This is a genomic window from Kribbella voronezhensis (assembly GCF_004365175.1).
GTDB classification, from domain to species: Bacteria; Actinomycetota; Actinomycetes; order Propionibacteriales; family Kribbellaceae; genus Kribbella; species Kribbella voronezhensis.
Window position 1 is genome coordinate 1871995 of record NZ_SOCE01000001.1, and the last position, 13831, is coordinate 1885825.

The 13831-nt window shown below is 68.6% G+C and carries 11 protein-coding genes; 6 read left to right on the forward strand and 5 right to left on the reverse strand.

Translation table 11 applies throughout. The annotated features are described in order from the left end of the window. The first annotated feature begins 8 nt into the window (after window positions 1–8). Window positions 9–1142, forward strand: coding sequence for a glycoside hydrolase family 15 protein (locus EV138_RS08350; protein WP_238158015.1), 1134 nt, complete (start codon window positions 9–11; stop codon window positions 1140–1142). Continuing rightward, on the forward strand, window positions 1142–3343 hold the full coding sequence (locus tag EV138_RS08355) for a glycoside hydrolase family 31 protein (RefSeq protein WP_133977826.1): 2202 nt from the start codon (window positions 1142–1144) through the stop codon (window positions 3341–3343). The genes EV138_RS08350 and EV138_RS08355 overlap by 1 nt, the downstream gene beginning before the upstream one ends. Here the strand turns inward: EV138_RS08355 and EV138_RS08360 are convergent. Then, window positions 3340–6507, reverse strand: coding sequence for a hypothetical protein (locus tag EV138_RS08360; protein WP_133977827.1), 3168 nt, complete (start codon window positions 6505–6507; stop codon window positions 3340–3342). The genes EV138_RS08355 and EV138_RS08360 overlap by 4 nt on opposite strands. 109 nt (window positions 6508–6616) lie before the next feature. Between EV138_RS08360 and EV138_RS08365 the strand changes: the two genes are divergently transcribed. The 3 genes from EV138_RS08365 to EV138_RS08375 all read left to right on the forward strand — a co-directional run bounded on the left by EV138_RS08365 (window position 6617) and on the right by EV138_RS08375 (window position 8390). After that, the gene (locus EV138_RS08365; RefSeq protein WP_133977828.1) at window positions 6617–7093 is read left to right on the forward strand and encodes an ArsR/SmtB family transcription factor; all 477 of its coding nucleotides are present in this window, start codon (window positions 6617–6619) and stop codon (window positions 7091–7093) included. After that, window positions 7093–8031, forward strand: coding sequence for a cation diffusion facilitator family transporter (locus tag EV138_RS08370; protein WP_133977829.1), 939 nt, complete (start codon window positions 7093–7095; stop codon window positions 8029–8031). Before EV138_RS08365 ends, EV138_RS08370 begins: the two co-directional genes overlap by 1 nt. A gap of 68 nt (window positions 8032–8099) precedes the next feature. Further along, on the forward strand, window positions 8100–8390 hold the full coding sequence (locus EV138_RS08375) for a DUF1905 domain-containing protein (RefSeq protein WP_133977830.1): 291 nt from the start codon (window positions 8100–8102) through the stop codon (window positions 8388–8390). Here EV138_RS08375 and EV138_RS08380 read toward each other — a convergent pair. Next, on the reverse strand, window positions 8387–8914 hold the full coding sequence (locus EV138_RS08380; protein WP_133977831.1) for a CGNR zinc finger domain-containing protein: 528 nt from the start codon (window positions 8912–8914) through the stop codon (window positions 8387–8389). The two genes, EV138_RS08375 and EV138_RS08380, sit on opposite strands and share 4 nt — an antisense overlap. A gap of 76 nt (window positions 8915–8990) precedes the next feature. On the opposite strand from EV138_RS08380, the gene EV138_RS08385 reads away from it, so the two are divergent. Next, window positions 8991–9836 (forward strand): alpha/beta hydrolase family protein, encoded by an 846-nt coding sequence (locus tag EV138_RS08385; RefSeq protein WP_133977832.1) that lies wholly within the window; start codon window positions 8991–8993, stop codon window positions 9834–9836. A 57-nt stretch (window positions 9837–9893) separates the two neighbouring features. Here the strand turns inward: EV138_RS08385 and EV138_RS08390 are convergent, their stop codons facing one another. The 3 genes from EV138_RS08390 to EV138_RS08400 form a co-directional block, all read right to left on the reverse strand. Beyond that, window positions 9894–11492 carry an ABC-F family ATP-binding cassette domain-containing protein gene (locus tag EV138_RS08390; RefSeq protein ID WP_133977833.1) on the reverse strand — a complete coding sequence of 533 codons (1599 nt, stop codon included), beginning with the start codon at window positions 11490–11492 and terminating at the stop codon, window positions 9894–9896. A 116-nt stretch (window positions 11493–11608) separates the two neighbouring features. Next, entirely contained in the window at window positions 11609–13024 is a 1416-nt protein-coding gene (locus EV138_RS08395; protein WP_133977834.1) for a HAMP domain-containing sensor histidine kinase, read from the reverse strand. After that, the gene (locus tag EV138_RS08400; RefSeq protein ID WP_133977835.1) at window positions 13021–13704 is read right to left on the reverse strand and encodes a response regulator; all 684 of its coding nucleotides are present in this window, start codon (window positions 13702–13704) and stop codon (window positions 13021–13023) included. Before EV138_RS08400 ends, EV138_RS08395 begins: the two co-directional genes overlap by 4 nt. Between the last annotated feature and the right edge of the window lie 127 nt (window positions 13705–13831).

Here is a 13831-nt window from a genome sequence, read left to right on the forward strand (position 1 = left end):
AGGAACCGATGATCGCCGCCCTGGACCTGTCCGAACTCAGTCGCCTGCGCTCCTTGGCCGAGCACAGCCACGCCGTGATCACCGAGCGCCAGGACGCGGGCGGCGCCTATCCCGCCGCGCCGACCTTCTCGGCCTACCGGGGGTATGCCTGGCTGCGCGACGGTTCGTTCACTGCCGAGGGCATCTCCCGGTACGGCGATCTGGTCTCGGCCGGCCGCTTCCACGACTGGGTGAACGACGTACTGCGTCGTCGCCGCGCGCAGGTGGACTCGCTGCGTGCGGCGCTCGGTCGCGGCGAGGTGCCGCCGAACGAGGCGATGCTGCCGACCCGGTTCACCTTCGACGGGAACGACGGATCCGATCCGTGGTGGGACTTCCAGACCGACGGCTACGGGATGTGGCTGTGGTCGGTGGTCACGCACGCGTCGCGGCACGGGCTGGACCTGTCGCGGTGGCGGGAGGGGATCGACGTCGCTGTCGACTACCTGGTGGCGTTCTGGGACCGGCCTTGTTACGACTGGTGGGAGGAGCATGTCGAGCATCGGCATGTCTCCACCCTGGGGGCGATCCACGGCGGATTGGTTGCCGTGGGCACCTGTGAGGCGCTGCGGTCGGCGCCTTGGTCGGCGGCGGCGTTGAAGGTTGCCGCCGACATCCGTTCGCTGGTGACAGCGGAGGGGATCGTGGACGGGCATCTGGTGAAGTGGCTCGGGAGTTCGGCGGTTGACGGGTCGCTACCGGCCTGCGTCGTACCGTTCGGGTTGGTTGCTCCCGACGACGATCTCGCGGCGATGACGCGTGCTGCCGTGGCGAAGGATCTCGACTTCGACGGCGGGGTGCATCGGTTCACCGCAGATGTGTTCTACGGCGGTGGTCAGTGGATCCTGCTGTCCGCGCTGCTCGGCTGGAACCTGGCCGTCGCCGGTGATACGGCGGGAGCGCTGCGGCACCTTCGCTGGATCGCCGACCAGGCCGACGAGCACGGCGACCTCCCCGAGCAGGTGCCGCATCACCTCCTGCACCCGGGATCCCGCGACGAGTGGATCGCCCGCTGGGGCACGGTGGCGACGCCGTTGCTCTGGTCGCACGGGATGTACCTGATCCTCGCCGACGAACTCGGCATCACTTCGAAGGACTCTTGATGATCACCCACCGCCCGCACGGCATAGAACACCCCTACGCCACCTCCCCCGACCAACGTGTCCCGGTCCTGCCGTTGACCGGTACGCCGGTCCGCCTGGGCGTAGTCGCCCCAGACGTAACCCGCGTGATCTGCGAATGGGGCGACGTCGAGCTGGAACTCGAACCAGCCAAGGCGAACACCGCCGACGCTGCAGCCCTGGCCGGCGGCGAGGGCCACCTCAGCGAAGCCCAAGCCAACGCCCTGGGAGCTGAGGACGCGTGGTCGGTGGATACGCCACCAGTCACCACTCTCACCCGCTACCGCTTCCGCGCAGAACGCGACAGCGCGGACGCGGGCGGCGAGCGCGCCGAAGAAACTGCGGTCGAGTTCAGCGAGTGGTTCGAGGTGGCGCCCGCAGAGTGGGTGGCCAGCGGTGGTGAGGTGCGCGGTGGTGGGGATCGGGTTGAGCAGGTCGAGTGGTTGGTGTCTGAGCGTGGGGTGCATCGGGCGCGGTTCAGGTTGGGGCTGGCGAGTGGGGATCGGCTGGTCGGGTTCGGTGAGCGGTACGACGTACTGGACCAGCGGGGGAAGCAGCTGGATGCGGTGGTGTTCGAGCAGTACAAGTCGCAGGGTGTCTACGGGCGGACGTATCTGCCGATGCCCTTCGCGCACGTGGTGGGTGAGAACGGGGAAGGGTGGGGTTTCCACGTTCGGACCTCTCGGCGTACGTGGTACTCCTCGGACGACCGCGAGCTGGTGGTCGAGGTGGAGCTGGGCGACGAGCCGGTGGTCGATCTGGCGATCTACGAAGGCGATCCGACCGCGGTGCTGAAGCAGTTCCTGGACGAGGTCGGCCGGGCCGAGGAACTGCCCGACTGGGTCTTCCGGTTGTGGGCTTCAGGCAACGAGTGGAACACCCAAGAGCTGGTGATGGCGCGGATGGACGCGCATCGCGACCTGGCGATCCCGGTCGGCGCGGTGGTGATCGAGGCCTGGAGCGACGAGGAGGGCATCACCATCTGGCGCGACGCCCGCTACGAGGTCACCGCCGACGGAAGTGCTCACAAGGCGTCCGACTTCGAGTACCGATCGGACGGCGCGTGGCCCGATCCGAAGGCGATGATCGACGAGCTGCACGCCCGCGGCATCAAGGTCATCCTCTGGCAGATCCCGTTGCAGAAGACGGAGTTCAGCACCGGCCAGGTCGCGGCCGACGCCGAGGCGATGGTGCGCGACGGCCACGCGGTCCTGGAGTCCGACGGTACGCCGTACCACAACCGCGGCTGGTGGTTCCCGAAGGCGCTCATGCCCGACCTCTCGGTCCAGCGCACGCGCGACTGGTGGACCGAGAAGCGCCGCTACCTGGTCGAGGACCTCGACGTCGACGGTTTCAAGACCGACGGCGGCGAACACGCGTGGGGCCACGACCTCCGGTACGCCGACGGCCGACTCGGTGCTGAGGGCAACAACTTGTTCCCGGTGCACTACGCCCGTACCTTCGGCGACCTGCTCCGATCGGCCGGCAAGGCGCCGGTGACGTTCTCGCGCTCGGGGTTCACCGGATCGCAGGCCCACGGTATCTTCTGGGCCGGCGACGAGGACTCCACCTGGGCTGCGTTCCGCTCGTCGGTGATCGCCGGCCTGACCGCGGCGTCGTGTGGAATCGTCTACTGGGGTTGGGATCTGGCCGGCTTCTCCGGCCCTGTGCCCGACGCCGAACTGTACCTGCGAGCCGCCGCCGCGTCGGTCTTCATGCCGATCATGCAGTACCACTCGGAGTTCAACCACCACCAGCTCCCGCTGCGTGACCGTACTCCGTGGCACGTCGCCGAGACCACCGGAGACGAGCGAGTGGTCCCCCTGTTCCGCACGTACGCCGAGCTCCGGGAACGCCTCGTGCCGTACCTGACCGAGCAGACCGCCAGGACGATCAGCACCGACCGACCGCTGATGCGTCCACTCTTCTTCGACCACGCAGACGACCCCGAGGTCTGGAATCACCCACACCAGTACCTCCTCGGCGACGACCTGCTCGTCAACCCGGTCCTCGAGCCCGGCGCGATCACCTGGACGACGTACCTGCCAGCGGGCGACTGGACCGATGTCTGGACGGGCGAACCAGTCGGCAACGGCCAGGTGACTCGCGAGGTCCCACTCGACGTCGTGCCGGTCTACGCGAGGACCGCGCGTTGGCCCGGGTTGGCAGCAGTTTTTCGCTAGGACTTCGGCGGCGGTGGCCTGAGGATGTCGACGAGATCGTGCAGGGTCGGGTACGCGGCACAGGGGGCCGGACAGCCCTTCTCTGCCTGCATCGCCAGGTCACCGTTCAGGTCGCTCTGACTGCTTTCGGACAACACCCAGCCGAGCGGCGCGGACAATGACGGCTGCTTGCTCTGATGCACCACGAACACGTTGTTCGGCAGCAGTGTCTGCGACCGGAGCTGATCGCAGAGCGTCGACGACGTGCACAGCGAATCCGGCTGCAACCTGCGCGCGACCTCCGAAAGCAACTCAGGACTCCTGGTGCCGTCCCCCTTCGCCGTAACGAGCTTCGTGATCAGCGGCACGATCACCTCAGGAACGAGCGGCACCGCTCCCCTTGGCAGCAGGAACGAGTCGGACGGCCACACCCGACCTGTACCGGGCGGCACCCGGCTGTCGTGCAGGGATTCCTTGCGACCGGTGCTGAAGTCAGGACCCGTCCCGTTCTCGACGTACACGACCATCGGTACGACGAACTCGCCGGCGCCACCTCGGGCGACCTGATCGTTGTGGTCCTTGACCAGCCTGTTCCACTGCGGCGCAAGGTCGACGATGGTGCCCAGGCCGGTGTTGTCGGTGTACCCACCGTCGACCAGCTGAGCCGGATCCAGTCCGCGGCAGCGCGCCGCAGTACCGGAGGGCGTCACGTACGGGAAGCGGTTCGCCAGCATCGTGCCGGACAACGCGGGAAGGTCGCCGACACAGTCCTTCGCGGCATCGTCACTGTGCCGGCCGTAGAAGCCGAAGAAGTCGTAGTTGTGCGCACCGGCTCCCTCGGAGCCACAGACCGGCGTACCGTTCGCTGATCGGGCTCCTGCGGAGAGATCCACCTGACTCACCAGCGCGATGCAGCCGTCGCGAACGACCGTCGAGTTGAGGACGAGCTGACCGGTCACGGCCCCGGCGCCGTCGTCGGCAGCCGTACCGGCGTCGGCGGCGAGGAACGGCGTCCGAAGGCCGGGCAGGACGTCTTCCCAGGAGGTCTCCATCAGCCCGGCCCGGTCCAGTGGCTGACGCTTCGGATCACGGTACGGCGAATCGGCGTCGAACCGCAGGCCGGTACCGGTGGCCAGCAGATCGCCGGTCAGCAACGAGATCATCGCGGCACTCAGCGCCTGATGCCCGGTGATGGACTTGACCGCGGCCGCCGGATCGGTGGTGAACCTGCCCAGACTCAACCCGAGTGCGCCGCCACTCGCGCCCGCCGAGAACAGTGCGGAGTGGCCGCCGCATCCGTTGCCCGCGGCACTGATGCGCCCCAGCGCCGCCGCCGTCCAGTACGCCGCGCGGATGCCGCCACCTTCGGCCGCGATCATCAACATCGGCCGGACCGAGAGCCCAGGATGCCCGGTGAGCTGGACGCTGCACCCGGCATCCTGCTTCAGCCAGGCGTCGAACGCCTGCTGCATCGTCGGCCGCGGCGGAACGACCCCACGGGCGGTGACCGGATGGATGTCGTTCTTCCCACCCGCCAGCCCGGTCAGCACCAGCCCGACGACGAGCACCGTGATGATCGGAGTCGACCTCGTTCGCAGCCACTCGGGCCCGGACTGGAAGAGGTCGGGCGGCTGGCGGTCCTGCGCGTAGACCACCATGACGCCGACCATCGTGACCAGGACGCTGAGGGCGAGAATCGCGGCCGCGAGCACCCCGAGGAAGTCTCCGAGCTGGCGAGGTTTCCAGGCCAGCAGGAGGAAAGTGGCCACCGAGATCAACAGCAGCCCCATCCGCACCCAGACAAGCGGGACGATGTTGATCCCGGAGTCCTGTTGAGTGTTCTTACCGGGCGTCAGGAAACGGCCGATCGATCCGCGGACCCCACTCGCGCTGTCCCAGTCGGCAATCTTCCCCAGGACCGGGCCGGCCGCGAACCAGGGCCCGACCGCCAGGACGGCACCGACCAGCAGCGCGATCAGCGGACGCACGTGCGGCGGCGGAACCAGGTCGACAAGGTCGAGCGCCGTCACCGCGGAGAAGGCGCGGATCATCCCCAGTCCCGCGAGTGACAGCGAGGCAACGGCGATCGCGTCCCCGGCGGCCATCACGTCCTTCGGGTACTCCGGATAGACGTCGCGCAAGGGCCGCGGATGCCGTCCAGGCTTGTCCCGGCGCCAGCGGGAAAGACCCACCACCACCAGCGGAATGGCACAGAAGATCGCCAGCCGCACCAAGAACACGGTGCCGCCGCCCGTCAGCCAGGTCACCAGGGCAAGGATCGGCAGCAGAACCGGCCCGATCAGCCAGAGCTTGGGGTCGTAGTGGCGTTCGTTCGTCTGCCCGGGCCCGTCGTAGAACGGCCACAGACCTTGACCGCGCACCCGCCGGAGAGCCCAGTCGCTGCGAAGTCTCCCGAGCACGAAGATCGTCGGCATCAAGAGCACGAGGTAGACGACAGCCGCCGCCGCGGCATGACCGAGGCCCGGGCCTTCATCCAGCCAACGGCGTTGTACGTCGGGCAGTTGGTCGAGGACATTGCTGCCCGGCACGATGCTCATGGCCGCGATCGGCAGGAACGCGAGCAGACTGAACCGCTGGATATAAAGGGCTCGCCGCATCCGCCGCAGCGTCTGGTCCTCGAGCTTGATCAGGCCCAGGACGACGAGAGCCACGATCGCCAGCCACTTCAAGGCTGTGAGCCAGGTCAGCCCGTGGACCAGTCCGTCGGGCACGCAGTCGAGGCCGGCGCAGCGCTTGCTTCGCAGTACGGCGGTGACGAGGTTCTCGAGCAGATCGAGCGCCGGCAGAGCGAAGAGGGCCTTCCACAGCTTGGGGCGGCCGGCGACTACGCGGTACAGCGCGATCGTGTAGGTAGCGATGAACAGGCAGTCGAGAACGAGGTAGTCGCGCAGCAACTCCTTCCAGTACGGCAACTGGTCGGCGGTCAGGATGCTGTTCCAGTCCGCGATCCGGGGACCGTCCTGCGGGCCGGACATCCCGTTGAACGACCACGACGTTCCGTCCGTGGCCAGGAACCCGGCCGACAACAGGCTGAGCTCGTTCATCGCCAGCCAGAGCAGTAGCAGGACGGCGAGAAAGCCGCCGATCGTCCGCAGGTTGGCCGGCTCGGGCGCAGGCACCGGTGGCGGCTCGACCTCGGCTTGGACAGGCGCAGCAATGGTCATGGCGACCCCCTGCCTCTTACATCGCATCAACCCGCACACCGTTACAGTCCGTAATGGAGTAGATCTCCACCGCTCGCCCGAGTGCGCGGCGATCGGCTAGGGTGGACGTATGAAGAGTTCTGCAGATGTGCAAGCCGCTGCGGTGATCGACGGCTGCACCGTGCGGCTGGTCGATCCCGAGCGGGTGGCTGCCGTCAATGCCAGGATGCCTTCGGAGCAGGACGTGGTCGACACGTCGGACGTGTTCGGGCTGCTCGGCGACCCGCGGCGGTTGAAGCTGTTGGTCGCGCTCCTCGACGGCGAACTGTGCGTCTGCGATCTCGCCGCGGTGACCGGGATGAGCGAGTCCGCCACCTCGCACGCCCTCCGGCTCCTGCGCGCACACCGCGTCGTCTCGGTCCGCCGCGACGGCCGGATGGCGTACTACCGGCTCGACGACGCGCACGTCCGGATGCTCGTCGACCTGGCAGTCGCGCACACCGAGCACACCGATGCCATCCACCCGGAACGCAGCCACGCCGAGCGCAGCAGTCACCCGGAGCACGGCAGTCGCTCGGAGCACGGCAGTCGCCGGGAGCGGCACTGATGGGCGCCGGTCACGGGCACGGGCACGGCGTCGACGCCGCTGCGGACCGGCGGTTGCTGAGCGGCGCCCTGGCGCTGATCCTCGCGTTCATGGCGGCCGAGGTGATCGTCGGTTTCGCCGCCGGATCACTCGCCTTGATCACCGACGCCGCACACATGCTCACCGACGCGGCCGCGATCGCGCTCGCGCTGGTCGCGATCCGCTTGTCGGCCCGGCCACCGGCCGGCGGGTTCACCTACGGGCTCAAGCGGGTCGAGATCCTGTCCGCGCAGGCGAACGGGATCACCCTGCTGCTCCTCGCGGCCTTCTTCCTGTACGAGTCGGTGGCCCGGATGATCCATCCGCCCGAGGTCGAGGGCGCCCTGGTCCTGATCACCGGCGTCGTCGGTATCGCGGTCAACCTGGTCGCCACCTGGCTGATCAGCAAGGCGAACCGCACCAGCCTCAACGTCGAGGGCGCCTTCCAGCACATCCTGAACGACCTGTTCGCCTTCGTCGCCACCGCGGTCGCCGGTCTGGTCGTGCTGCTGACCGGATTCACTCGCGCCGACTCGATCGCCGCGCTCGTCGTCGCGATTCTGATGCTCAAGGCGGGCATCGGCCTGGTCCGCGACTCGGGCCGCATCTTCCTGGAGGCGGCGCCGGCGAGCTTCGACCCACAAGCGCTTGGCGCGGAACTGTGCGCAGTACCGGGCGTGGTCGAGATCCACGATCTGCACGTCTGGGAGATCACGTCGGGCGAGCCGGCCGCGTCGGCGCACATCATGGTTCAGGAGGGCCTGGACTGCCATCAGATCCGCGGCCAGATCGAGGCGCTGCTGGCGGAGCGACACCACCTGACCCACTCGACGCTCCAGGTCGATCACGCCTCGGCCGACGACCAGACCGCTCACTGCAGCGACGCGCACGGCACTTCGCACCGCCCCATCCCGACCTGACGTGTCGAAAACCTCGCCGTGGCTTCTACGTACCCGATGAATGCACCATGGGATCGAAGGAGACACCGATGAAGAACACCAACGCCGGACCGCTCGACAAGACCTTCACCGCACCCCTGCTCCAGAGCCCCGCGAAGGGCGGCTGGACCTACGTCCAACTCCCCGGGTCCGCCGAGTTCTTCGGTACCCGCGGTCTGGTCAAGGTTCGCGGCACGATGGACGGCCACCCGTTCGAGAGCGCGTTCATGGCGCTCGGCGACGGCACGCACAAACTCCCGGTCAAAGCCGACCTTCGGGCCCGGTTGGCCAAGGCTCCCGGCGACTCCGTCACCGTGCATCTGCTGGAACGCCTGAGCTAACGATTGCGCCGGCGGTAGGCGGCGGAGGCCATCCGGTCGTTGCAGAGTTCGCAGCAGTAGCGTTGGCGGTTCGCCTTGGTCCGGTCGACGTACACGCAGCGGCACGGATCGCCCGCACACGTTCGGAGCCGGTCGGCGGACCCGTCTGCGATCACCCGGGCCAGCGCATCCGCCGCCAGCACCGCCAGCCGCGCAACGCCTTTCCCGCCCGTGGCCACCATGCGGACCGGTTCGTCGAGGACCAGGCGGGCGACGGCGTGGTGGGTGATGAAGAGCTGGTTTAGCCGGTCCACCTGGGCCTCGGTCGAGTCGGCGGCGAAGACGGCGTACAGGTGGTTGCGCACCTCCCGGACCGGTTCCAGGTCCGCTGGGCGGAGGCCGAAGGCGGGCAGGCCGTGGTGGGCGGCGACCCGGTCGAAGAGCGGGATGCTCAGCCGGTCCGGCGGGTCCTCCAGCAGGTCGTAGGTGTTGCAGAAGTCCAGCACGAAACCCAGCAAGGGATCGGCGGCCGGCACTTTGCTCATCCGTCACATCCTCCCCCGTCTTGACCGGCAGGCCCAGCCGGCTCTACCGTCATCAGTTGTTAAAGCATTTTAGTAGATGACTGCAATCAAGGGGTGGGCGATGAAGAGATTCCTGATCGCGACGGTCGCCGGGGCACTGATCCTCGGCGTCACGGCGGCCGGCGCGTCGAGCGCGGCGCAGAGCAAGCGAGCCCCGGAGGCCGTAGTGGTGACCGACATCCAGATCCCGGTCGCCGGCCAGGCACCGGTCACGGCGTACCTCGTCCGGCCGGCGAAGCACCACAAGCACCTCGCCGGAGCCCTTTATCTGCACTGGTTCGAGCCACCGGCGTCGACGCAGAACCGGACCGAGTTCCTCTCCGAGGCGATCGCGCTCGCCGGCCGGGGTGCCGTCGCCGTCCTCCCCCAGCTCACCTTCCCGTGGGAGGGCGACCCGGTGGGCGACCAGACCGACCGCACCAAAGTGACGAACCAACTCAAGGCGGTCGAAGCGGCGTACGGGACGTTGCTTCGGCAGGACGGTGTCGATGCGCAGCGGACAGCGGTGATCGGCCACGACTACGGCGCGATGTATGCGTCGCTGCTCGGCAAGCGGGCGCACGCCCTGGTCTTCATGGCCGGTGACGCGACCTGGGCCAACTGGTTCGACACCTTCTGGCTCGGACTTCCGGCCGACCAAGCTGTTGCCTACCGCAAGGTTTTCGCGGGCCTCGACCCGGTCGACAACGTCGGCAAAGCCCACGACGTCTACTTCCAGTGGGCCGGGCGGGACAGATTCGTGACCCCCGAGGTCCGGGCCGCCTTCAGCGCCGCCAAGCCGTCGGCCAAGGTGAGCCTCTACGAGACGGCCGACCACTTCCTCGACCAGCCCGCCAAGGACGACCGCCTCGCGTGGGTGAGCACGGAACTCGGCCTGCGCTGACCCGAGAACCCGCGGCCCCTGCCGGAATCCACCACCAGGCAGGGGCCGCGGCTCACCTCAGGCGAGCGAGACCAGCGACAGATAGTCGTCCGTCCACAGATCCTCGACCGCGTCCGGCAGAATCAGTACCCGGTCCGGCTGCAGAGCCTCGATAGCGCCCTCGTCGTGGGTCACCATCACCAACGCGCCCGGATAGTTGCTGACAGCACCCAGTACTTCGTCCCGCGAAGCCGGATCCAGGTTGTTGGTCGGCTCGTCCAGGAGCAGCACGTTCGCCCCGGAGTGCACGAGCCCGGCCAACGCCAGCCGGGTCTTCTCACCACCGGACAGTACGGCGGCAGGCTTGTCCGCGTCGTCACCGCTGAACAGGAACGACCCCAGCACATTCCGTACTTCGCCGTCGGTCAGCCCCGGCGCCACGGCAGCCAGATTCTGGCGGACCGTTCCGGCCAGGTCGAGCGTGTCGTGCTCCTGAGCGAAGTACCCCAGGCGCAGGCCATGGCCGTGCACGACCTGACCCGAGTCGGGTTGCTCGTGGCCGGCAAGGATACGCAGCAGCGTGGTCTTTCCCGCACCGTTGAGTCCGAGGATGACCAGCCGGCTGCCCCGGTCGACGGTGAGGTCGACGCCGGTGAGCACCTGCAACCCGCCGTACGACTTGGTCAGGCCGGTGGCGCTCAGCGGAGTCCGTCCGGACGGTGCCGGCTCGGGCAGGCGAATGCGGGCCACCCGCGAAGTACGCCGTACCGGCTCCAGGTCGGACAGCAGTTTGTCTGCCCGGCGAGCCATGTTGCGCGCGGCAACGGCTGTGCTGGCGCCGGCCTGCATCTTGGCCGCCTGGGCGTGCAGGACCGCCGCCTTCCGTTCCGCCGTACTGCGTTCCCGCGCGCGCCGGCGCTCGTCGGTCTCGAGCTGGGTCAGGTACTTCTTCCAGCCGGTGTTGTAGATGTCGATCGTCAGCCGGGCCGGATCGAGCTGGAACACCCGGTTGACCGTTGCCGCGAGCAACTCACGGTCGTGGCTGATGACCACCAGGCCGCCCTGGTACCCGAGCAGGAACGACCGCAGCCAGGCGACCGAGTCCGCGTCGAGGTGGTTGGTCGGCTCGTCGAGCAGCAGCGTGCCGTGATCGGCGAACAGGATGCGGGCCAGCTCGACCCGGCGTCGCTGACCACCCGACAGTTGGCCCACCGGCTGCTCCAGAGCGCGCGTCGGCAGACCGACACCGGCGGCAAGCCGGGCCGCCTCGGCCTCGGCCGCGTACCCGCCACCGGCCTGGAACTCGGTCTCGGCCCGCGCGTACGCCGCCATCGCCCGCTCCTGCGCCGCGCCGGTGGCACTACTCATCGCCGCCTCGGCCTTGCGAAGACGCTGGACTACGGCGTCCAGGCCGCGGGCGGACAGGATTCGTGCGGTGACCGTGATGGTGGGGTCGGCCGCGCCCGGGTCCTGCGGCAGATAGCCGACGGACCCCGTGGCCGCGATCGAGCCGGCGGCCGGCCGCAGTTCGCCCGCCAGGGCCCGCATCAAGGTGGTCTTGCCCGCACCGTTGCGCCCGACCAGACCGATACGGTCGCCGGGGCTGATGTGGAAGGACAGGTCGGACAGCAGAAGCTGAGCGCCGACGCGCAGGTCGACACCGCGAGCGGTGATCATAAGGGTTACTCTCCGTGATAGCTGGTGGACGCACTTCTGGTACGGAAGCGGGTCGCGCAGCTAGACACAGAGGCAAGTAGCCATGAAGACAGGGTAGAGCGGAGGGGCGGGGAGAGTCAGCTGGTTTTCGCCGGGAGCTCGACGATGAACCGTGCGCCGCCTTCGGGGCGGTCCTTGACCCGGATGGTTCCGTGGTGCCACTCGACGTGCCGGGCCACGATCGCCAGCCCCAGCCCGATCCCGCGGCGATTGTCCTCGCTGCGGCCGAACCGCTCGAAGATGCGCTCCCGATCCGCGACCGGTACGCCGGGTCCTGCGTCGTCGACGTACACGATGACGCCGAGTCCGCCCGCCTGGACCAGCACGCCCTTGCACCCGCCCGCGTGGTACTCGGCGTTCTCGACGAGATTGGCGATCACCCGTTCGAGCCGGCGCTTGTCCGCGTGCAGAGTCAGGCCTTCGGCGTCCTGCGCGACAGTCGTGACCTCGCGCCCCGCGGTGGCGTCCGCGGCCGCCCGGGTCAGGTCGGCGATCCGGACGATCTCGCGACTGCCCTGATCGCCACCGTCGTCGCGGGAGATCTCCAGCAGGTCGATCACCAGGCGGCGGAACCGCTCCAGGTCGTCGCCGAGCAACTCGACCGGTTCGCGCACGGCCGCCGGCAGTTCGGCGCAATGGTTCTGGATCAGCTGCATCGAGTTGAGCATCGTCATCAACGGCGTCCGCAGCTCATGGCTGATGTCACCGGCGAACCGGGCATCGGCGATCACGCGCTGCTCCAGCGTCGCGGCGGTCTGGTTGAACGATCGCGCCAGCCCGCCCAGATCGGGATCGTCCTCGGCCTGTAGCCGGGCATCGAGCCGCCCCCGGGCCACCGCCGCCGCGACCTGGGTCAGTTTCGCCAGCGGCCGCAGCGCCACCGTGCTGGCCAGCTTGCCGACGGCGAGGCCGAGCAGCGCGGTCAGGATCGCGGCGACGACGAGCGTGATCTTCAACGTCCGCAGGGTGTTGTCCAGGTTGGACAACGGATGCCACTCGAAGAACGCCTCGTCCGGCCGGGCCATCGGTACGCCGACCGCGAGCACCTGCTGACCGCCGAGCTTCATCCGGCGGTGTTGCTCGGAGCCGGCCCGCACCGCCGTCGCCATGTCCGCCGGGAGATCGTCGGGCCGCCCGGTGGCGGAGAACCACTGGCCGTCGTAGTACAGCATCGAGGCCGCGGAGTCGGTGGACGGCAACGAATACAGCAGATCCAGCACGTCCACGTTGGGCCGTACGGCCATGCCGCCGCACTCGTTGGAGTTGCGGTTCCGGTTCGGCAGGCACTGGGAGGCGCTGCTGAACAGGCCGTAGTGCAGGGCCGCCGCGTTGTCCGCGGTCTCGACCACTGCCGACGACTCGCGCTGGTTCGTGAGGTAGTTCGAGACCACGTTGAAGGTGACCAGGGCGAGCACCGTCGAGAGCCCGAGCGCCAGCAGACCGTAGGCGAGCATCACCCGGTCACGCAGGCCGAACCGCCGCCGCAAGGTCAACTCACCAGTCGATAGCCGAGGCCGCGCGCGGTGACGAGATGTTTCGGGCCGGCCGGGTCCCGCTCGATCTTCAGCCGCAGCCGGCGGACGTGCACGTCGACGATCCTGCTGTCACCGAAGTACCCGTAGCCCCAGACCTTCGACAGCAGATGCTCGCGGCTGCACACCTTGCCCTCGGCGCCGGCCAGCTCCACCAGCAGCTTGAACTCGGTCCGGGTCAACGGCAGCACCTCGCCGTCGCGCAGCACCTCGGCGGCCGCGACGTGGATCTCGAGGTCGCCGATCAGGAAGGTGTCCGACTGCGGCGTACTGGCCGGCTCGACCCGGCGGAGCAGCGCCCTGATCCGGGCGGACAGCTCCTTCGCGACCAGCGGCTTCGTGACGTAGTCGTCCGCCCCCGCCTCCAGCCCGGCGACCACGTCGTGACTGTCGGCCCGGGCGGTCACCATGATCACCGGCACATCACTGGTACGGCGGATCTCGCGGCAGACCGTGAAGCCGTCCCGGTCCGGCAGCATCAGGTCGAGCAGCACCACGTCGGGTGGCTCGCGGCGCAGGGCGGCCAGCGCATCCAGTCCGTTCGCCGCCTCGGCCACGTCGTACCCCTCGTCCTCCAGGGCAAGGCGCAGGACCCGCCGGATCCGGGGCTCGTCGTCCACCAACAGCAAGCTGTGTGCCACGTCACCAGTGTCGCTCCCCAAAGGGCGACCGGTCAGGTGACGTCCGTCATGACTTCGTCATGTTCGCGCGGTCGCCGGATGACAAGATCTTGACGCTTGCGTGACCGCGCTCACGCCCTCCTCCGGC